General features: G+C 70.5%; 18 protein-coding genes. 14 read left to right on the top strand and 4 right to left on the bottom strand.

Going from position 1 to position 17,355, the window contains the following annotated elements:
- Positions 1-28: 28 nt before the first annotated feature.
- Positions 29-868, bottom strand: coding sequence for an SMP-30/gluconolactonase/LRE family protein (locus E1289_RS11005; RefSeq protein WP_131978467.1), 840 nt, complete (start codon positions 866-868; stop codon positions 29-31).
- Positions 869-1,407: 539 nt separating this feature from the next.
- On the opposite strand from E1289_RS11005, the gene E1289_RS11000 reads away from it, so the two are divergent.
- The 11 genes from E1289_RS11000 (at position 1,408) to E1289_RS10950 (ending at position 10,754) form a co-directional block, all read left to right on the top strand.
- Positions 1,408-1,914 carry a Na+/H+ antiporter subunit E gene (locus E1289_RS11000; RefSeq protein WP_131978464.1) on the top strand — a complete coding sequence of 169 codons (507 nt, stop codon included), beginning with the start codon at positions 1,408-1,410 and terminating at the stop codon, positions 1,912-1,914.
- Positions 1,914-2,195 (top strand): monovalent cation/H+ antiporter complex subunit F, encoded by a 282-nt coding sequence (locus E1289_RS10995; RefSeq protein ID WP_131978535.1) that lies wholly within the window; start codon positions 1,914-1,916, stop codon positions 2,193-2,195. The genes E1289_RS11000 and E1289_RS10995 overlap by 1 nt, the downstream gene beginning before the upstream one ends.
- The gene (mnhG, locus tag E1289_RS10990; RefSeq protein WP_131978461.1) at positions 2,192-2,515 is read left to right on the top strand and encodes a monovalent cation/H(+) antiporter subunit G; all 324 of its coding nucleotides are present in this window, start codon (positions 2,192-2,194) and stop codon (positions 2,513-2,515) included. The genes E1289_RS10995 and mnhG overlap by 4 nt, the downstream gene beginning before the upstream one ends.
- Positions 2,515-3,615: a DUF4040 domain-containing protein gene (locus E1289_RS10985; RefSeq protein WP_131978458.1), complete on the top strand. Its 1,101-nt coding sequence runs from the start codon at positions 2,515-2,517 to the stop codon at positions 3,613-3,615. The genes mnhG and E1289_RS10985 overlap by 1 nt, the downstream gene beginning before the upstream one ends.
- A complete protein-coding gene (locus E1289_RS10980; protein WP_131978455.1) occupies positions 3,612-3,998 on the top strand; it encodes a cation:proton antiporter subunit C in 387 nt (128 codons plus the stop codon). Before E1289_RS10985 ends, E1289_RS10980 begins: the two co-directional genes overlap by 4 nt.
- Entirely contained in the window at positions 3,995-5,470 is a 1,476-nt protein-coding gene (locus E1289_RS10975; RefSeq protein ID WP_131978452.1) for a monovalent cation/H+ antiporter subunit D family protein, read from the top strand. Before E1289_RS10980 ends, E1289_RS10975 begins: the two co-directional genes overlap by 4 nt.
- On the top strand, positions 5,467-6,945 hold the full coding sequence (locus tag E1289_RS10970) for a proton-conducting transporter membrane subunit (protein WP_207928902.1): 1,479 nt from the start codon (positions 5,467-5,469) through the stop codon (positions 6,943-6,945). Before E1289_RS10975 ends, E1289_RS10970 begins: the two co-directional genes overlap by 4 nt.
- Positions 6,942-7,217, top strand: a complete 276-nt coding sequence (locus E1289_RS10965) for a hypothetical protein (RefSeq protein ID WP_207928901.1) — start codon at positions 6,942-6,944, stop codon at positions 7,215-7,217. The genes E1289_RS10970 and E1289_RS10965 overlap by 4 nt, the downstream gene beginning before the upstream one ends.
- Positions 7,207-8,871: a Na(+)/H(+) antiporter subunit D gene (locus E1289_RS10960; RefSeq protein ID WP_131978449.1), complete on the top strand. Its 1,665-nt coding sequence runs from the start codon at positions 7,207-7,209 to the stop codon at positions 8,869-8,871. Before E1289_RS10965 ends, E1289_RS10960 begins: the two co-directional genes overlap by 11 nt.
- Before the next feature lie 236 nt (positions 8,872-9,107).
- Entirely contained in the window at positions 9,108-9,371 is a 264-nt protein-coding gene (locus tag E1289_RS10955; RefSeq protein WP_207928900.1) for a hypothetical protein, read from the top strand.
- Positions 9,372-9,503: 132 nt separating this feature from the next.
- Complete coding sequence (locus tag E1289_RS10950) at positions 9,504-10,754, top strand: hypothetical protein (protein WP_131978446.1); 1,251 nt, start codon at positions 9,504-9,506, stop codon at positions 10,752-10,754.
- A gap of 67 nt (positions 10,755-10,821) precedes the next feature.
- On the opposite strand, the gene E1289_RS10945 is transcribed toward E1289_RS10950, so the two are convergent.
- Positions 10,822-11,262: a lamin tail domain-containing protein gene (locus E1289_RS10945; RefSeq protein ID WP_243712744.1), complete on the bottom strand. Its 441-nt coding sequence runs from the start codon at positions 11,260-11,262 to the stop codon at positions 10,822-10,824.
- A gap of 269 nt (positions 11,263-11,531) precedes the next feature.
- On the opposite strand from E1289_RS10945, the gene E1289_RS10940 reads away from it, so the two are divergent.
- A complete protein-coding gene (locus E1289_RS10940; protein ID WP_131978443.1) occupies positions 11,532-12,572 on the top strand; it encodes a zinc-dependent alcohol dehydrogenase family protein in 1,041 nt (346 codons plus the stop codon).
- Positions 12,573-12,628: 56 nt separating this feature from the next.
- Here E1289_RS10940 and E1289_RS10935 read toward each other — a convergent pair whose 3' ends face one another.
- Together E1289_RS10935 and E1289_RS10930 are read right to left on the bottom strand one after the other, a co-directional pair.
- Positions 12,629-15,037, bottom strand: a complete 2,409-nt coding sequence (locus tag E1289_RS10935) for a glycosyl hydrolase family 65 protein (protein WP_131978440.1) — start codon at positions 15,035-15,037, stop codon at positions 12,629-12,631.
- A gap of 64 nt (positions 15,038-15,101) precedes the next feature.
- Positions 15,102-15,623: a CBS domain-containing protein gene (locus E1289_RS10930; protein ID WP_131978437.1), complete on the bottom strand. Its 522-nt coding sequence runs from the start codon at positions 15,621-15,623 to the stop codon at positions 15,102-15,104.
- Between the two features lie 179 nt (positions 15,624-15,802).
- On the opposite strand from E1289_RS10930, the gene E1289_RS10925 reads away from it, so the two are divergent.
- A complete protein-coding gene (locus E1289_RS10925) occupies positions 15,803-16,753 on the top strand; it encodes a universal stress protein (RefSeq protein WP_131978433.1) in 951 nt (316 codons plus the stop codon).
- Positions 16,750-17,247, top strand: a complete 498-nt coding sequence (locus tag E1289_RS10920) for a flavodoxin domain-containing protein (protein WP_207928899.1) — start codon at positions 16,750-16,752, stop codon at positions 17,245-17,247. The genes E1289_RS10925 and E1289_RS10920 overlap by 4 nt, the downstream gene beginning before the upstream one ends.
- Positions 17,248-17,355: the final 108 nt, after the last annotated feature.

Raw genomic sequence — 17,355 nt, 5'->3', positions numbered from 1 at the left:
GACCGGGTCATGTCGGCGCCCGTGCCGCTCATCCCGCGAACTCCCGCACCGGCACGCCCCGCACGCCCGGGGTACAGGCGAACAGCGCGCCCGCCTCCGGCTCGGCTCCCGGATCGAGGTTCTCCCGGGACGTGGTGATGAACAGCCGGTCGAGCCCGGGGCCGCCGAACGTGCAGGCCGTCGCCTTGGTGACGGGCACGTCCACGACCTCGTCCAGGCCGCCGTCAGGCGCGTACCGGCGCACGGAGCCGCCGCCGTACAGGGCCACCCACACGCCGCCCTCCGCGTCCACGGTCAGGCCGTCCGGGCCGTCCGGCGCGGCGGCGAACGGGCGGCGGCCGGTCAGCCCGCGCTCGCGGTCGTAGTCGAAGACGTCGATCCGGTCGGTGGCGGTGTCGACGTAGTAGGCGCGGTCGCCGTCCGGGCTCCATTCGAGGCCGTTGGAGATCGTCACGCCGTCGAGGACGACCGCCGTGGAGCCGTCCGGGTCGAGGCGGTGCAGCGACGCCGCGCCCTCCCGCAGGTCGTAGGCGATGGAGCCGCAGTAGAACCGGCCGTCCGGATCGCATCCGCCCTCGTTCATGCGCACCCGGTCATGGCTCCAGAGCGGGGGCATGGGGGTCACCGTTCCGGCCGCGTCCTCCAGGGCGAAGCCGCGCTCGACGGCGAGCACCGCGCCGCCGCCGCGCCTGGGCCGGATCGCGGCGACGACGGTGCCGACGTTACGGCGCGTGACCATCCCGTCCGGGGCGAGGGACAGGACGTCGCCCGCCAGCATGTCCAGCCACCTGAGGCCGCCCCACGCGTCGGACCAGACCGGCCCTTCACCGTGGTGGACGAGCGGGTCGGTGATCTGCTCGGCCTTCATCGCCGGCTTCTCCTTCGGCTGTCGGCCCGCGCAGTCGAAAGGCACCGCGCGGAAAGGATGGGGAGGTGGGCGGCGCCCTGGGCCGGTCCGGAGACTCCGTGCGGGGGTCAGGACCATCGCCCACGCCGAATACCCTGGCAGGAACGGACCTCACCTCGGGATTCCCCAGGGTTGGTGACCCCATTGACCTGGCCGGGGGTGAGGTACTCGTCACGTGGTGCCCCTGTGGTCATCTGCTGTGATTACCGTTAGTGTCGTGAACGGTGTGCCGGGAAGTCTGGTCGGCGAGTCCTGACCCGAACGTCTCCCGGAGCGTGTCGATGACCCACCCGATCACGGCCTCCGTGGCCCGCCCGCGGGCGAGCGGCCACCTCAAGGCGATCCCGCCACCCCCTGCCTTCCGGCTGTTCCGGTGAACATCCGCGCCGACGGCACGGGCCGACCCGGCCCGCACGGCGCGTGATCAACTGGTCGTACCACGGCGTTCCCGCTCACCCGGAGATCGTCCCTGTCCAGCCCGGCGATCGGCATGGAGAACGATGTCAGCAAGGAATCCGCTAGTTTCGCGTCGCCGCGGGACCGCGCTCGCCCTGTCGCCGGTGCTGGCGGCGTTCTGGCTCGTCATGTCCGGGCACTACACGTGGCTGCTGCTCACGCTCGGCGCGGCGTCCGTCGCCCTCGTCGTCTGGGTGATCTGGCGGATGCAGGTCGTCGATGACGAGAGCCTTCCGCTGCGGGTCGTCCCGCGCCTGCCGGGCTATCTGCTGTGGCTGCTCGGGCAGATCATGCTTTCGGCCCTGACGGTGCTGCGGCTGGTGTGGTCGCCGCGGCGGAAGATCCGTCCCGGCGTCGGAACGGTGCCCGCCACCGGGATGTCGGACCTGGCGAAGGTCGTCTACGCGAACTCGATCACGCTGACGCCCGGCACCCTCTCCGTCTCCTTCAGCAACGGGGACATCGAGGTGCACGCCCTCCGCGCGGAGGGCGTCGCCGAGGTGGCCGACAGCGCGATGCCGCGCCGGGTCGAGGGGCTGGAGAAGCGGTGATGGTCGCCGCGGCCGTCATCGCCCTCCTCGTCGCGATGGCCCTCACCCTCGTCCGGGCCTTCGTGGGCCCCAGGCTCTACAACCGCCTTCTGGCGATCAACGTGTTCGGGACGAAGACCGTCCTGTTCATCTCGGTCGTCGGCATCATCTCGGGGCGGCCGTACATCTTCGACGTCGCGCTGCTGTACGCGCTGGTCAACTTCGTCTCCACGATCGCCGTGCTGCGGCTGACCCACCTCGACGAGCTGCTGCCCGCGTCCGACGAGGGGACCGCGCGGTGAGCCTCTCCCTGCTGACCGACATCGCGAGCGGCGCGCTGCTGCTGGCCGGCTGCCTGCTCGTCGTCTCCGGAGCGGTCGGGCTGCTGCGCCTCCCGGACTTCTACACCCGCACGCACGCCGGCAGCCTCACCGACGCCGCCGGCGCGACCCTGCTGCTCCTCGGGTTGCTCCTGCAGGCGGACGGCTGGCAGAGCGCGGTACGGCTCGTGCTGATCATGCTGTTCCTGCTGGTGACGAGCCCGACCGCCGCGCACGCGCTCGCCCAGGCGGCGCGCCGCGACGGCGAGCGCCTGCCGGCCGGGGACGAGGGGCGGCACTGATGTCCCTCCTGGTGCTGATGAACGTCTCGCTGTTCACCCTGCTCCTCGCGACGGCGCTCGCGATCACGCGGCAGCGGGCGCTGTACGAGGCGACGATGCTGACCGCGCTGGCCGGGCTGCTGTCGGCGAGCCTCTTCGTGGTGCTGGACGCGCTGGACGTGGCCATCACCGAGGCGGCCGTGGGAACGGGGATCAGCACGGTCCTGCTCGTCGCCACGTTGCGACTCACCCGGTCCCGTGAGGCCGTCACCCCTCGGCGCAGGCTGTGGTCGGGCGGCGCGGTGGCCGTCGTGCTCGGTGCCACGCTGCTGTACGCGGCCCAGGACCTGCCGCCGTTCGCCGATCCGGGCAACCCGGTGCAGACCCATCCCGTCACCCAGACCTATCTGCAGGAATCGCAGGAGGACATCGGCGTTCCGAACACGGTCGCGGCCGTGCTGGCCAGTTACCGCGGTTATGACACGCTGGGCGAACTTGTCGTGATCTTCACCGCCGGGGTCACGGTGCCCCTCCTGCTGCTGCGGACGCGGCGTCGCGCGGAGGACGACGGAGGACGCGACAGGGAAGACGGCGGGCACCCGGGCGGGGAACACGGCGCGGAGCACGGCGGGAAACACGGCGCGGAACACGGCGGGAAACACGGCGCGGAACATGAAACCGCGCGGGCGGTCGTCATGAGCGAGTACCGCGTTCTCCGCGTGGCCAGCAAAGCGCTGATGCCGTTCATCCTCCTCTTCGCCTGCTACGTCCTCTTCCACGGGGACTACGGGCCGGGCGGCGGGTTCCAGGCCGGTGTCATCTTCGCGGCGGGGTTCGTCCTCTACAGCCTGGTCTTCGGGATCGGGGAGGTCGAACGCGTCCTGCCGTGGCCGGTGATGCTGGGGCTCGTTCCGGTCGGTGTCCTGCTCTACGCCGGTCTGGGCGTCGCCAACATGGCGCTGGGCGGCGCGTTCCTCGACTACGACACGCTCGTCCCCGGCCACCCCGAGGAAGGCCAGCACTACGGGATTCTGATCATCGAGACCGGGGTGGGGATCACGGTGGCGGCCGTGCTGATCGCGGTGTACTACAGCTTCGCCAACCGCGGGGCGCGCCGATGACCGGAGGCCACTACATCTTCTGGTTCGTGTTCGTCCTGATGGTCATCGGCCTCTACACGGTGATCAGCCACGGCAACCTGGTGAAGAAGCTCATCGGGCTGAACCTGTTCCAGATCGGCGTGTTCATGTTCTACATCGCCCTCGGCAAGGTCGAGGACGGTCGCGCGCCGATCGTCGAGGAGGGCGTCGAGGTCTACTCGCACCCGCTGCCGCACGTCCTGATCCTCACCGCGATCGTCGTCGGCGTCGCCACCACGTCACTGGGGCTCGCGCTGGCGATCCGGATCTACGAGGCGTACGGCACGATCGAGGAGGACGAGGTCATCGCGCGAGACAACGCGGCGGATGAGGACGGCGTCCGCGACGGCGAGGCGGGCCCGTGACGGCACATCTCCCCGCGCTCCAGGTCGTCATCCCCCTGCTGGCCGCCCCCCTGTGCGTGCTGCTGCGTTCCCGCACGGCCGCCTGGCTGCTGTTCCTGACCGCCGCCGTGGCGGCCCTGGTCTGCGCGTCCGTGCTGGCCTGGCAGATCGCGGACGGCGAGGTGATCCACTACGCGATGGGCGGGTGGGAGCCGCCCGCCGGCATCGAGTACGTGATCGACAAGGCCAACGTCCCGGTGCTGATCCTCGTGTCGGCCGTCGGGGTCGCCGCCGCCGTCTACTGCCGCGCCAGCATCGCGGCGGAGATCGAGGCGTCCCGGATCCCGCTGTTCTACGCCTGCCTGTGCCTGAACCTCACCGGCCTGCTCGGCATCACGGCCACCGGCGACGCGTTCAACGCCTTCGTCTTCCTGGAGATCACCTCGCTGTCCTCGTACGCGCTGGTCGCGATGGGGCGGCGCAGGCGCGCCCTCCTGGCCGCGTTCCAGTACCTGATCGTGGGGACGATCGGCGCGACGTTCGTGCTGATCGGCATCGGGCTCGCCTACGCCGTCACCGGCACGCTCAACATGGCGGACCTCGCGCAGCGGCTCCCCGACATCTACGGCAACCGCGCCCTGGCCGCCGCCGTCATCTTCGTGTTCGTCGGGCTCGCCATCAAGATCGCGCTGTTCCCGCTGCACGGGTGGCTGCCCGGCGCCTACGCCGAGTCGCCGTCGGCGGTCTCGGCGTTCCTGTCGGCGACCAACACCAAGGTCGCGATCTACCTGCTGCTGCGCTTCGCGTTCGGCGTCTTCGGCGCGGCGCTGGTCTTCGGCCGGATGCCGATCACCGAGGTGGGGCTGGTGCTGGCGTGCCTGGGCATGCTCGTCGCGTCCGCCGTGGCCTGCTTCCAGTCCGACTTCAAGTACCTGCTGGCCTGGTCGAGCATCGCCCAGGTCGGGTACATCGTCGCCGGGTTCAGCCTCGCGACGTCCGACGGGGTGACCGCCGCGTACCTGCACGTCATCAACCATGCGGTGATCAAGGGCGCGCTGTTCGCCGCGGCGGGGATCGTCGTCCTCCGGCTCGGTTCGGCGCGGCTGTCGGACATGGCGGGGATGGGCCGGACGATGCCGTGGACGTTCGCCGCGATCGTCCTGGCCGGGCTCGGGCTCGTCGGGGTGCCGCCGACCGCCGGGTTCGTCAGCAAGTGGGTGCTCGCGGAGGCGCTCATCGCGGACGGGCGCTGGGCGGTCCTCGCGGTGCTGCTGGTCAGCTCGCTGCTGTCGCTCGTCTACGTCGGGCGGGTCATCGAGGCCGGCTGGTTCCGCCGGCACTCCGAATCCGTGGCGGTGGAGCGGCCGCCGCTGAGCATGTCCGCCGCGACCTGGGCGCTCGTGCTGGTGTCGCTGGTGTTCGGGATCGCGCCCGAGTGGCCGATGAGCCTCGCCGAAGGCGCCTCGTCCGTGCTGGTGGGGGTGGCGAAGTGAGCGTCCAGGCCACCGGCTGGCTCTCCGCCGGCGGCGCGCTCGCGCTGCCGGTCACGGTCGCGGTACCGCTGCTGGGCGGGCTGGCGGTCGTCGCCCTCCGGCACCGTCCCAACCTGCGGGAGGCGGCGTCGCTGGTCGCGGGCGTGGCGACGGCCGCGCTGGTGCTGTCGCTGTGGCCGGTCGCGAACGACGGGCTGACCTTCCGGCTGTGGGACTGGCTGCCGGGCATCTCGCTGGTCTTCGAGCTGGAACCGCTCGGGCTGCTGTTCGCGACCGTCGCCGGGCTGCTGTGGCCGGTCACGACCCTTTACGCGATCGGCTACATGCGCGGCAACCTGCAGCGCCACCAGGCCCGCTTCTACCTCTTCTTCGCCGTGGCCATCGCGGCCGCGCTCTGGATCGCCTTCTCCGGGAACCTGGCGACGCTGTTCATCGGCTACGAAGTGCTGACGCTGTCGACCTGGCCGCTGGTCACGCACTCGGGGAACGAGCAGGCCAAACGGGGCGGGCGGATCTACCTCGTCCTGCTGCTGACCACCTCGATCGGCCTGCTGCTCCCCGCCATCGTCTGGACGGCCGTCCTCGCCGGGACCACGGACTTCGCGCCCGGGGGCATCCTGGCCGGCACGGCGGGGACGGCCACCTTGACCGTGCTGTTCGCGCTCTACCTGTTCGGCATCGGGAAGGCCGCGCTGTTCCCCTTCCACCGCTGGCTGCCCGGGGCCATGGTGGCGCCCACCCCGGTGTCGGCCCTGCTGCACGCGGTCGCGGTGGTCAAGGCGGGCGTCTTCACGGTGCTCAAGGTCGCGATCTACGTGTTCGGGCTCGACACCCTCGACGTCACCGGGGCCGCCGAACCGATGATGTGGGTCGCGGCGGTCACGCTGCTCGGCGCGGGGCTCGTCGCGGTCACCCGGGACAACTTCAAGGAGCGGCTGGCGTACTCGACCGTGAGCCAGCTCGCCTACATCGTCCTCGCCGCGACGCTCGCCAACGACATCGCGGCGGCCGGCGGTGCGCTGCACATCGCCAACCACGCCGCCGCCAAGATCACCCTGTTCTTCTGCGCGGGCGCCGTCTACACCGCGACGAACCTGACCCAGGTGAGCCAGCTGGACGGGCTGGGCCGCGCCATGCCCTGGACTTTCGGGGCCTTCCTCGTCGCGTCCGTCTCCATCCTCGGGCTGCCGCCGCTGGGCGGCACGTGGAGCAAGTGGCTGCTGCTGCTCGGCGCGGCCGACGCCGGGCAGACCGCCATGCTCGGGGTCCTGCTGGCGGGGACGCTGCTGTCGCTGGCCTACCTGATGCCGATCCCGGTGCGCGCGTTCTTCCGCCCGCCCGCCGAGAAGGGGCACGGGGAGGCTTCCTGGACGCTGGTGGTACCGCTCGTCCTCACCGCCCTGGCCTGCGTGGCCCTGTTCATCGGGGTCGACGCGGTCATCGCCCCGCTCAACGAGGTCCTGGAGTCACCGTGAAAGACGACACCGTGAAAGACGATCATCGTTGGCTGGACGAGCCGCGCAACGTGGACCGCATCGTCCGCGGCCTCTACATCCTGTGCGCCCTGGTGTTCCTCGCCGACCTGCTCTACACCAAGCACCCGCACTTCGGCATCGAGAACACCTTCGGCTTCTACGCCCTGTACGGGTTCATCGGCAGCGTGACCCTCGTGCTGGTGGCCAAGGAGCTGCGGCGGGTCCTGATGCGCGGCGAGGACTACTACGAGCGGTCCGGCGATGACGATTAACCCGGCACTGCTGCTCATCGCGGGCGCGCTGCCCATCCCGCTGCTGCGCGGCCGGGTGCGCGCGGTGTGGATGATGCTGCTCGCCCCCGCCGGGCTCGCCGCGCTGTGGACGCTCCCCGAAGGCGTCCACGGGAGCTTCGAGATCCTCGGCCTCCAACTGGAGACGCTGCGGGTGGACGCCCTGGCGCGGATCTTCGCGACGGCCTTCCTCACCGCGGCCCTCATCTCCATGGTCTACGCCCTGCACCTGCGGGACGCGCTGCAGCAGACCGTGATCCCCGTCTACGCCGCCTCGGCCGTCGGCGGGGCGCTCGCCGGCGACCTCATCACGCTGTTCGTGTTCTGGGAGCTGGCCGGGCTGTCCTCGGTGTTCCTGATCTGGGCGCGGCGCACCGAACGGGCCTACCGGGCGGGGATGCGCTACCTCGTCGCGCAGGTCGCGTCGGGGCTGCTGATGCTGGGCGGGATCGTCCTGCACGTCAACGCGGGCGGCGGGCTGGAGTTCGGGTTCATCGGCGCGTCCGGGGCGGGCGGCCTGCTGATTCTGCTGGCCGTCGGGATCAAGTGCGCCTTCCCGATCCTGCACTCCTGGCTGACCGACACCTACCCCGAGGCCACGATCGTCGGGACCGTGGCGCTGTCGGCGTTCACGACCAAGTTCGCCGTCTACGTGCTGGCGCGCGGCTATCCCGGCACCGGGGAGCTGGTGTGGGTCGGCGTGGTCATGGCCTGCTTCCCGATCTTCTACGCCGTGATCGAGAACGACCTGCGCCGCGTCCTCGCCTACAGCATGATCAACCAGCTCGGCTTCATGGTCGCGGCGGTCGGCGTCGGCGGCGCCCTCGGCGTCAACGGCGCCGCCGCCCACGCGTTCGCCGACATCCTGTTCAAGGGCCTGCTGTTCATGAGCATGGGCGCGGTCCTGCTGCGCACCGGGACGGCCAAGGGGTCGGAGCTGGGCGGGCTCTACAAGTCGATGCCGCAGACCATGGTGCTGTGCGTCATCGGGGCCGCGTCCATCTCCGCGTTCCCGCTGTTCTCCGGCTTCGCCACCAAGTCGATCATCATGGAGGCCGTCGCCGCGGAGCACCGGACCCTCGTCTGGCTGCTCCTGCTGTTCGCCTCGGCCGGCGTCTTCCACCACGCCGGAATCAAGATCCCGTTCTTCTCCTTCTTCGCCCACGACCGGGGATACCGGGTCGCCGAGGCACCCCTGAACATGCGCGTCGCGATGGGCATCGCCGCGGCCGGGTCCATCCTGATCGGCGTGGCGCCGAACCTCCTCTACGGCCTGCTCCCGTACGAGATGGACTACTCGGCCTACACGACCGCGCACGTCGTCAACCAGGTGCAGCTCCTGCTGCTCGCGTCGATGGCGTTCACCGTCCTCATGCGGACCGGCCTCTACCCGCCCGAGCTGCCGTCGGTGAACATCGACGCCGACGTGCTCTACCGCCGCCTCCTGCCCCGCCTCTGGCGGACGGGCGTCGACGGCCTGACCCGCCTGCGGGACGCGACCGCCCCGCTGCACCACCGCGCGGGCCGCCTCTCGTCCGGCGTCCGCCCCCTCCGGACGGCGTCCTCGCCGACGGACCTGATGGTCCTATGGGTGGCACTGCTCCTCGCCCTCTTCCTCCTGATCTCCCTCCTCTGACCCCACCGGAGGCCCAGACTTCCGTCACAGTTCCCAATACAGAATTCCGCCGTGGTCCAGACAGGTGCGATGGAGGGAGTGGCGTGGGCGAGCGGTTGCGGAAGTTGTATGCCCATGGGCGGGAGTTCGCGTGGACGGGGCGTATTCGGTACGTAACTGGTCGCGACCGCCACAGGTGCGTTCGGGTGCGGGTTTGGGGTGGCGGAAAGAACAGTCAGGTGCTCCAGGCGGATCTGGTGTCCAAGGCGATCCTGCCGTGGGGATGCGCCACCGATGACGCCTATCCGACGCCCAAGGACGTGCGGAGCGTCATCGACTATGCCTTGACGCAAGGCTGGAACCCCGACCTTGCCGGCGGGACGTTCTTTCTCAGCGAGAGCGAACACGCTTCGAGCTTCGAACTGGACGACTTCCTACTCACCGACCGCCTGCGGACCGAAGCGGCCCCCGACCCGACGACACGGGTTTTCCGGGCCGCCGAGGAGCATCCAGATCGTTAACCCTTTTCTGACTCCGATCTCTACCAAGATGTGACGTCAACGCGGACGTCCTCGATTTATGATCTTGGTTCGAGAACGTTCGGGTGCTGTTCGGAGAGGGTGTGTATTGTGAAGTCGTTAGGAAAATGGAGGGTGGCGCTGGTCGCGTTGGCGGCCGTCATGCTCGGAGTATCCGGATTCGCGGCACCCGCCGCCGCCGGCACGTCGCCCGCCGCCTGCGGCCCTCGGCTCTCGGCACTGGAACTACCGAGCGAGAAAGTCCATTCGGGCGGAGAGGCGCAGGGCGTCGTCAAGGTGAACTGCCCATCACCCGTTCCGCTCGTCGTGACGTTGACGTCCGCGGACACGTCCTGGGTGAGCGTGCCGGACAGGGTCATCGTGCCGCCCGGCGCAACGGAAGCGACCTTTCCCATCCGGACGCACCAGCCGGACTACATCTACGGTGATCTCGCCGTCTCACTGGTGGCGAAACTACGAGGCCGAACACTCACGCAGCCGGTCATACTGCAACCAGGGCTGAGGTTCGTCGACTTCGGCGGCCGTTCGAGCATCGTCAGCGGCGACGACGCCTCGATTTTCGTCGGTCTCAATGGCACGGCGCCCGAGGGCGGGATGGTCATCTCGCTGGAAAGCGACAACCCGGCACTGCAGATCCCGGCGAGCATCACGATTCCCAGCGGGACTCTTGGAATAGGCTACCCGCGGGCGAAGAGCACGCGGATCCCGGAGAACGCGGATGTCACGGTGACTGCGAAGCTTCCCGGACAGAGCCTCAGCGCGGTCCTCACGCTTCTCGCATGGAACTACGACCCCGGCGAGTGGAGCTTTACGGGACCGGCCGAGACGTACGGCGGTTCCTACTACAACATGACCCTGAACCTGCCGAATCCCGTGCCGCACGGCGGCATCACCGTCAGTTTCAGCTCCGACGCCCCGAAACTCCAGTACCCGCCCAGCCCCCGGCAATACCCGGAAGGGTTCTCTGGGACGTCGCAGATCCAGGTCTCAATGCCGCCCGACATCGACGGCGACGTCACCATCACGGCGAGAATCGAGGGAGTGGGCACACGGAGCCACACCGTCCGTGTGCACCCCGGTCTCACCGGGTTCGACATCGAGCCGTGGTTCATCACCGGCGGCCAGCCGTTCGAAGGCACAGTCCACCTCGGGACGACCACGAGCGTGCCGATCACGATCCAGCTCGCCAGCTCCGACCCGTTCGTCCAGGTCCCCAGCGAGGTGACCATCCCGGCAGGCCAGTCCTCGGCCACCTTCCAAGGGACGACGTCACAGGTGGACGATTTCGCGAGCGCCACCCTCACGGCCCGCCACCCAAGCGGCAACACCTGGGAACAGAACGTTTACCTGGATCCCACGACCTAGCGTCACCCCCCGGCCCGCGCTCTCTCGTCATTCACGAGAGAGCGGGGGCCGGGGCGGGCGGTGGGCTTTAGCAGTACTTTGAGGAGCCCTTGCTCGTCCAGGAGCAGTAGTCGGCGAGTTTGCCGTTCGGGTACAGCAGGTACGCCGTGTCGCCCGTGTTGTTCCAGACGTACGCCTTCCGGCCCCAGTACCGGTGTGTCGCGTTGTTCGGGCCCCGCCCCGTGTGGACGTACACGCTCTTGCGGCCCTTCAGCTGGAACCACCCGAACGTGTACGTGTAGCCCGTCTTGTCGCGGAGCTTCACGCCCTTCAGCTGGCGGGTCTTCGTCGTGCGGTTGTACAGCTGCACCCATTCGCCGTTCAGCGACGTGTTCGACCGGGTGTCCTTGCCCGGCGAGTCGAAGTACACCCGGTAGATCTGCACCGGCGACGCGGCCTCCGCCGGAACCGCCATCAGGCCGAGCGCCGTCGCCGCGGCCGCCGCCGTCGCGAGAATCCTCTTCACCATTTGCCTCCCGTGTCGGTGAAGCACCAGTTCTATCGGCGTTTGACCCGCGATTTCCGGTCATGACCGGCACGGGTCGGCGCGTCAACCGAGCACCTTGATCGAGCGTCTTCGGGCTCGGCATCTTCGGGGGCGGTGGGGGCATGAAGCGCTGGGTACCGCGGGCGGAGGCGGGACGTTGGGCTCGTGGGCCGGGACGTTGGGCACTACCCGTGCCGTCCCCGGAATTCAACGCTGGATATTGCAGCCGAACCCCATTTAGGAGGCGCATCATGCGAGCTCTGGTGTATCACGGCCCCGGCGAGAAGGCGTGGGAAGAGGTGCCCAAGCCCCAGGTCGTCGAGGACGGCGACGCGGTGGTACGGGTGGACGCGGTGACGATCTGCGGGACGGACCTGCACATCCTCAAGGGGGACGTCCCCACCGTGACCGACGGGCGCGTGCTCGGCCACGAGGCGGTCGGGACGGTCGAGTCGGTCGGGCCTGCGGTGAAGACGGTCAAGCCCGGCGACCAGGTGCTGGTGTCCTGCATCACCTCGTGCGGGACGTGCCGGTTCTGCCGGGAGGGCCGCTACGGGCTGTGCCTGGGCGGCGGTGGCTGGATCCTCGGCCACACGATCGACGGGACGCAGGCCGAGTACGTGCGGGTGCCGTTCGCCGACACGTCCGTGCACCCGATTCCCGACGGTGTGCCGGCGCAGGACGTGCTGATGCTGGCCGACATCCTCCCGACGGGCTACGAGGTGGGCGTCCTCAACGGCGCCGTCCGCCCCGGTGACGTGGTCGCGGTCGTGGGCGCGGGCCCGATCGGGCTCGCGGCGATCATGGGTGCGCGGCTGCTCAGCCCCAGCCAGATCATCGCGATCGACCTGGCCGACAGCCGGCTGGAGGCGGCCAAGCAGTTCGGTGCGGACATCACCGTCAACAACTCCCGGCAGGACCCGCTCGCCGCCGTCCGCGACCTCACCGGGGGGCTGGGCGCCGACGTGGCGATCGAGGCGGTCGGCGTCCCCGAGACCTTCGAGCTGAGCGTGGCGCTGGCCCGGCCGGGCGGCCACATCGCCAACATCGGCGTGCACGGCGGCCCGGCCACGCTGCACCTGGAAGAGCAGTGGATCCGCGGCATCACCATCACCACGGGGCTGGTGGACACCTTCTCCACCCCGACGCTGCTCCGCCTGCTCTCCGGCCGACAGCTCGACGCCGGACGGTTCGTCACGCACCACTTCACGCTGGACGAGTTCCCCAAGGCGTACGACGTCTTCGCCGACGCCGCCCACTCCGGCGCGCTGAAGGTCGTCCTGACCCGCTGACGCCGCACCGCGCAGCCGCGGCCGCTCCCCGGCGGCCGCGGCTGCGCGCTGCCCGGTCAGCCGACCGCGCGGCCGTCCCGGACGGGGCCCTCCCAGGATGTGCCGGGCTGGATCTCGATCTCCTCGGTTCGGTAGGAGACGCGGATGGGGGAGGCGGCGCCGGGGCGGAGCGTCACGCGGATCAGGTCCTGGTGGCAGGTCAGGTCGATGCCCCAGTGGCCCCGGTAGCGGAGTCCGAGGCGGAGTTCGCCGATCGCGGCGGGCAGGCGCGGTTCCAGGTGCAGGGTGCCGCCGCGGGTGCTGATTCCGGCGTGGCAGCGCTGGACGAGGTCGACGGTGCCGGCCATGGCGCCCAGGTGGACGCCCTCGGCGGTGGTGCCGTGCTGGGCGTCGGTGATGTCGCTGAACAGGGACTTGAGGAAGAGTCTCCAGGCGGTGTCGCCGTCGATGCGGGCCAGGATCCAGGCGTGCACCAGTGAGCTGAGCGTCGATCCGTCGCTGGTGCGTGGCAGGTAGTAGGCGATGGTCCGGGCGTCCAGGGCGGGGCCGTGCTCGTAGCCGAGCCGGCTCAGGACGTCGTCAAGTTCGGTGGGCGAGAGGGCGTAGAACAGCATCAGCACGTCGGCCTGTTTGGAGACCTTGTACCGGTTGGGGGTGTCGCCTTCGGCTTCCAGGATTCGGTCCAGCCGGCGGATGTCGCCGTAGCGTTCGCGGTAGCGGGTCCAGTCGAGTTCTTCCAGGTCGGCGTAGCCGTCGAACTGGCTGATCACGCCGTCGTGGAAGGGGACGTACATCTTGCGGGCGACGTCTTCGCAGCGGGTGATGTCCTGGCGGGTCAGGGTGAGCCGTTCGTGCAGTTCCGCGCGGCGGTCCTCGGGCAGCGCGGCGAACGCGTCCAGGGCCCGGCGCAGCACCCAGGCCGCGAGGACGTTGGTGTAGGCGTTGTTGTCCAGGCCCGGCCCGTCCCGTCCGGGGTAGGCGTCGTGGTACTCGTCGGGCCCCATGACGCCGTGGATCTCGTACCGGTCGGTGGAGCGGTCGTAGGCGGCCAGGTCCGCGAAGAACCGGGCGACCTCCAGCATGATCTCGGCGCCGTGCTCGGCGAGGAACTCGATGTCGCCGGTCGCCTCGTAGTAGCGCCAGACGTTGACGGCGACGGTGAGCCCGACATGCCGCTGCAGGTGCGAGTGGTCGGGCAGCCACCGGCCCGAACGCGGGTTGAGATGGAGGTGCTGGGTCTCCTCGCGTCCGTCGGCGGCGCTCTGCCAGGGGTACATCGCGCCGCGGTGCCCGGCGGCGGCCGCCGCGCGGCGCGCCGCGGGCAGGCGCCGCCACCGGTACATCAGCAGCGCGCGGGCGATCTCGGGGAAGCGCATGGTCAGGAACGGCAGGATGAACAGCTCGTCCCAGAAGACGTGGCCGCGGTAGGCCTCGCCGTGCAGGCCGCGGGCGGGGACGCCCACGTCCAGGTCCACGATGTGCTCCGACACCGTCTGCATCAGGTGGAAGATGTGCAGGTTGAGGGCGCGCTGCACCTCGACGTCGTCGACGCTGAGCTGGCAGCGCCGCCAGAGCCGGGACCACGCCAGCGTGTGGCGTTCCAGCAGGGCGTCGAAGCCGCCGGCGTCGGTGGCGGCGGTCAGCGCGGCCTGGCCGCATTCCTCGACGGCGTGGTCGCGTGAGGTGAACACCGCGGCGACCTTCTCGACCGTGACCGGCTCCCCTTCGCGGACCTCCAAGGTCAGATCATGGCCCGTCCAGCCGTCCTCGCAGCGGGTGATCCGTTCGGCCTGGGCCGATATCCGGGTGCGGGCCGCCACCGCGATCCCGATCTGGGAGGAGAGCGTCCGGGTGCGCAGCAGGAGCAGTTCCGGGTCGTCCGGCTGGGAGGTCTTCTCGGGGCTCAGGTGCGCCCCGGGCAGCCCTCGATAGCGCTGCACGCCGGTGTTGACGACGCGGCCGTCCAGCGCCGAGATGATCTGCGCGGTGCCGCTCCAGTCCTCCGCGACGACGGTCGTCTCCAGCGCGGCCAGGTGCGGGTCGTGCATGGACACCATGCGGCGCTGGGCGATCCGTGAGGTCCGTCCCTGCTCGTCGCGTACGCGCACGAGCCGCGTCAGGACGCCCCGCCGCAGGTCCAGCTCCTGCCGGTGGGACAGCAGCCGGCCGTCCGCCTGCGCCCGGTCCAGATCGAGCCACTCGCCGTCGGCGGCGCGGAAGGCCAGGGGCAGCCAGTTCGGCATGTTGACCAGGTCGGCGTTGTCGATGTGCTGCCCGCCCACCTGCGCCGCGAGCCGGTCGTAGCAGCCCGCGATGTAGGTCCCCGGGTAGTGGACGGCATCGGCGGACGCCTCCGGAGCGGCTCCCCGGGTGGCGAAGTAGCCGTTCCCGAGGGTGCACAGGGCCTCCCGTAACCGCTCGGTGCCGGGATCGTAGTCGTCGTAGGACAGGGTCCACCGGTCCATGGAGTCTCCCCATGCCATCGTTCGAGACCATCCGGTAGGAACTCCCCGGTTCGGCCTGGAGGCGTCAGTCGGGGCCCATCCGGCCTCGGTTCGGGCGGGCCGGGACGCCGCTCGGCATCACGGGTTCGATGCGGTACAGGGACGGCATACCCGTGCTGCGCGGCGCGATGTCGTGCTCCACACCGGCGAGCGCGGCGATGAGGTCCCGGGCGGTGATCAGGCCGACGAGGACGCCGTACCCGTTCGTCACCGGGACGTAGTCCGCGGCGGCCTCCAGCATCGTGCCCGCCACTTCGGGCATGGCGGCCGACGGCCGCACCGCCGTGGGCGGCCGGGGCGGCAGGAGCACGGTCACGGGCCGGCGGGCGTCGCGCGGGGTCGCGGAGTTCCAGGTCGAGGCGAGGGTCTGCGCGTCCACGACGCCGAGGAACCCGCCCTCGTCGTCGACGACCGGCAGGTGGTGCACCTCGGCCTTGCACATCAGCTCCCAGGCCATCAGCACCGACTCGGACGCGGCGATGGTGAGCAGGTCCCTGGTCATCACGTCGGCGGCGATGCGCCGCTCCAGTGGCGGATGGGTGCTCATTGCTACTCCTATGGCTCTCCGTCGGGCCGGGCCATTCCCCCTACCTTCACCGAACAGCAAGCCGCGGCGTCGGCGGCAGGGTCGAAGGTCCCTCCATCGGCGGACCCATGCCACTGTCCCCCGCACCCATGCCTGGACGAGCGTGGGGTACAGCGGCGGAGACAAGGAGGTGGGCAGTGATGGACGAACGGCCCGTGCTCGTCGGTTACGACGGCTCCCCCGCCTCGGAGCGGGCGGTCCATTGGGCGGCCGCCGAGGCGGCCCTGCGCGGAGCGCCACTGAGCATCTGCCATGCGTGGAGCTGGCCCTATCCGCAGCGCCCCGGGGACCGCGACGCGATGGAGATCGTCCAGGGCATGGGGGCCCTGACCCTGGAGGACGGCGTCCGGCTCGCGCGGGAGGCCGCACCCGAACTGGAGGTGCGCCCGGTGCTGCTGAAGGGCACGTCGTCCGGGGCGCTGCTCGGCGCGGCGGTGGACGCGTCGTTGATCGTCGTCGGTGCCCGCGGGGCGGGCGGTTTCGACCGGCTGCCGCTCGGCTCCACCGCCGTGCACGTCCCGGCGCACGCCAACCGGCCGGTGGTCGTGGTCCCGGCCCGGCAGCGGGCCGGCGCCGTCCGGCGGATCGTCGTCGGCATCGACGGTTCACCGGCCAGCGAGGCCGCACTGCGGTTCGCCCTCCGGGAGGCGCGGCTGCGGGACGCCTCGGTCACGCTGGTGTGCGCGTGGTGGGACCCCGCCTCGCTGCCCGGCCCGGAGCGGCTGCCGTACACCGACCCGGAGGCCGTCAAGGAGCAGGTCCGGGCGCGGTTCACCAGTGCCGTCGGGCCGCAGCTGGTCGACTATCCCGACATCACCGTCGAGGAGAGGTTCGTCAGGGAACGCGCGGGGCGCGCCCTGGTCGACGGCGCCGCCGGCGCGATGCTCCTGGTCGTCGGGGACCGCGGGATCGGGTCGTCCCCGACGACCCTGCTCGGCGCCGTCACCCGGGCCGTCCTGCACGAGGCGCCGAGCCCGGTCGCGGTCGTCCACGAGCACGACCAGTACGAGCACGACCAGTACGGGCACGAGCAGTACGAGCACGACCAGTCAGAGGACGTGCAGGACCGGCAGGTGAAGGAGTCGTCATGATGCGAGTGCTGGTGGCGTACGCCTCCGAACGCGGAGGAACCGCCGAGATCGCCGAATGGGTCGGCGACGGGCTGCGGCAGGCGGGCGTGGACGCCGACGTGCGTCCCGCCGGCGAGATCACGACGCTGGAGGGATACGACGCCGCCGTCGTCGGCGGCGCCCTGTACGGCGGACGCTGGCACCGGGCGGCGCGGCGCTTCGTCCGCCGGCACGCGGACGCGCTGGCGCAGCGGCCGGTGTGGCTGTTCAGCAGCGGTCCGCTCGACCGCACCGCCGAGGAGCAGGAGATCGTCCCCGCACCGGGGGTCGCCAAGGCCGCCCGCAGGGTCGGTGCCAACGGGCACGCCACCTTCGGCGGACGCCTGGCCCCCGACGCCCAGGGGTTCCTGGCCTCCAAGATCGCCAAGCGGATGAGCGGCGACTACCGGGACCGCGCCCACGTCACCGAGTGGGCGGCGGGGGTCGCCCGCGAACTCCGGAGGGTCACCGTATAGGCCGCCCCGCATAGCCCGCCTGTATAGGCCGCCCCGTACAGGCGGCTTCGGGCGGTGTCCATGTGCCGTGTCCCACTATTGCCGCCGATTCCCCACAACGCGCCCCGT

This window comes from Actinomadura sp. 6K520, from assembly GCF_004349245.1.
Lineage (GTDB): Bacteria > Actinomycetota > Actinomycetes > Streptosporangiales > Streptosporangiaceae > Spirillospora.
Note: the sequence above shows the minus strand (reverse complement) of the source record. Positions and strands in the feature narration are given on the sequence as shown.

Bases quoted from the DNA above. Each gene is read 5' to 3' on its own strand.
- E1289_RS11005 (WP_131978467.1), bottom strand. From the start codon at position 868: ATGAAGGCCGAGCAGATCACCGACCCGCTCGTCCACCACGGTGAAGGG.
- E1289_RS11000 (WP_131978464.1), top strand. From the start codon at position 1,408: ATGTCAGCAAGGAATCCGCTAGTTTCGCGTCGCCGCGGGACCGCGCTC.
- E1289_RS10995 (WP_131978535.1), top strand. From the start codon at position 1,914: ATGGTCGCCGCGGCCGTCATCGCCCTCCTCGTCGCGATGGCCCTCACC.
- E1289_RS10985 (WP_131978458.1), top strand. From the start codon at position 2,515: ATGTCCCTCCTGGTGCTGATGAACGTCTCGCTGTTCACCCTGCTCCTC.
- E1289_RS10980 (WP_131978455.1), top strand. From the start codon at position 3,612: ATGACCGGAGGCCACTACATCTTCTGGTTCGTGTTCGTCCTGATGGTC.
- E1289_RS10960 (WP_131978449.1), top strand. From the start codon at position 7,207: ATGACGATTAACCCGGCACTGCTGCTCATCGCGGGCGCGCTGCCCATC.
- E1289_RS10945 (WP_243712744.1), bottom strand. From the start codon at position 11,262: ATGGTGAAGAGGATTCTCGCGACGGCGGCGGCCGCGGCGACGGCGCTC.
- E1289_RS10940 (WP_131978443.1), top strand. From the start codon at position 11,532: ATGCGAGCTCTGGTGTATCACGGCCCCGGCGAGAAGGCGTGGGAAGAG.
- E1289_RS10935 (WP_131978440.1), bottom strand. From the start codon at position 15,037: ATGGACCGGTGGACCCTGTCCTACGACGACTACGATCCCGGCACCGAG.
- E1289_RS10930 (WP_131978437.1), bottom strand. From the start codon at position 15,623: ATGAGCACCCATCCGCCACTGGAGCGGCGCATCGCCGCCGACGTGATG.
- E1289_RS10925 (WP_131978433.1), top strand. From the start codon at position 15,803: ATGGACGAACGGCCCGTGCTCGTCGGTTACGACGGCTCCCCCGCCTCG.
- E1289_RS10920 (WP_207928899.1), top strand. From the start codon at position 16,750: ATGATGCGAGTGCTGGTGGCGTACGCCTCCGAACGCGGAGGAACCGCC.